The 1,367-nt window shown below is 74.3% G+C and carries 1 protein-coding gene and 1 pseudogene; one reads left to right on the forward strand and one right to left on the reverse strand.

Annotated elements, in window-relative coordinates:
- A pseudogene (locus B8460_RS23075) lies at positions 1-216 on the forward strand (hypothetical protein); the annotation flags it as partial.
- Here B8460_RS23075 and B8460_RS13815 read toward each other — a convergent pair.
- On the reverse strand, positions 137-1,367 hold a 1,231-nt coding region (locus tag B8460_RS13815; protein ID WP_048862191.1), incomplete at its 5' end, for an ATP-binding protein. The pseudogene B8460_RS23075 and the gene B8460_RS13815 sit on opposite strands and share 80 nt — an antisense overlap.

Below are 1,367 nucleotides of genomic sequence, written 5' to 3' on the forward strand. Positions count from 1 at the left end.
CGCTTCGGCCATGACGTCCGCGGCCTGTCGCGCATCGTCGCGGTGGCACGCGAGAGCAACCACGCCTCGCGCGTCGTGCTCGGCGGCATCGGCATGACGGTGTGCGAGCGGTTCGAGCGCGACGGCTATGCGATGCTCACGTATGAGAGCTGGTCGGAGCCGCCGGCGCCTCCGTCAGCAGACGGCGGAAATCCGCCAGCCGCAGCGGCTTGCTGACCACCTGCACGCCCGCCGGCACCTCCGCCGCCCGGTTGGTGAAGCCGGTCATCAGCACGATGCGCTGCCGCGGCCAGCGCATCCGTATCTCCTGCGCGAAATCGATCCCGCTGTCGCCCGGCATCACGATGTCGGCGAGCACGAGGTCATAGGTCCGCCCGGCCTCCAGCAACTGCCGCGCCTCTGCCACGCGGGCGGCGGTGTCGACTTCGCACGCCTCCGCGCGCAGCAGCGCCGCGGTGACGGCGGCGACTTCCTCGTTGTCCTCGACCACCAGCACGCGCCGCCCCTCCGTCACGGACGGCAACTCGGCGGCGGCCGGCGCCGCCGGCTCCGGCTCCGGCTCCGCCCAGGCCGCGGCACGGGGCAGCAGCATGGTGACGACGGTGCCCCGGCCGGGCGTGCTGTCGATCGTCGCGAGGCCGCCGGACTGCCGCGCGAAACCGTATACCTGGCTGAGACCGAGCCCGGTGCCGACCCCGACCTCCTTGGTGGTGAAGAACGGCTCGAAGGCGCGGTCGAGCACGTTCCGGGGCATGCCGGTGCCGGTGTCGGCGACGCTGAGGGCGACGTGGTCGCCCGCGAGGCCGCCGCCGCCGAAGCGCGGCAGGTGTGCGGCCGGAACGTTCAGCGCGCGCACCGTCAGCCGGCCGCCGCGCGGCATCGCGTCGCGGGCGTTGATGGCGAGGTTGAGCAGCGCGATCTCGAGTTCGCCCGGATCGGCCCGGATCGGCCAGATGCCGGCCGCCAGCCGCGTCTCCGCCTGGATGTCGGTGCCGAGCGCCGGCTGGACCATCTCGATCACCCGCGGCACCGTCTCGGCTAGGTCGATCAGGCGGGGCGCGGCCGGGCGGCTGCGGCTGAAGGCGAGGAACTGCCGCGTCAGGCGCTCCCCCCGCTGGGCGGCGGCGATCACCCCCTCCAGCAGGCGCCGGGCCCTGTCGGGCGGGCGGTTCATCGCAAGCTCGGCATTGCCCATGATGACGGCGAGCAGGTTGTTGAAGTCGTGCGCGATGCCGCCGGTCAGCTTGCCCAGCGCCTCCATCTTGCGGGCCTCGCGCGCCACCCGCTCCGCCGCCTCCCGCCGCTCGACCTCGCGCAACGCCCGCGCCGCGGCGGCCTCGGCCGCCTGCGTCCGCCGCAGCGCGAGC

The sequence above is a fragment of the Acidisphaera rubrifaciens HS-AP3 genome, assembly GCF_000964365.1.
Lineage (GTDB): Bacteria > Pseudomonadota > Alphaproteobacteria > Acetobacterales > Acetobacteraceae > Acidisphaera > Acidisphaera rubrifaciens.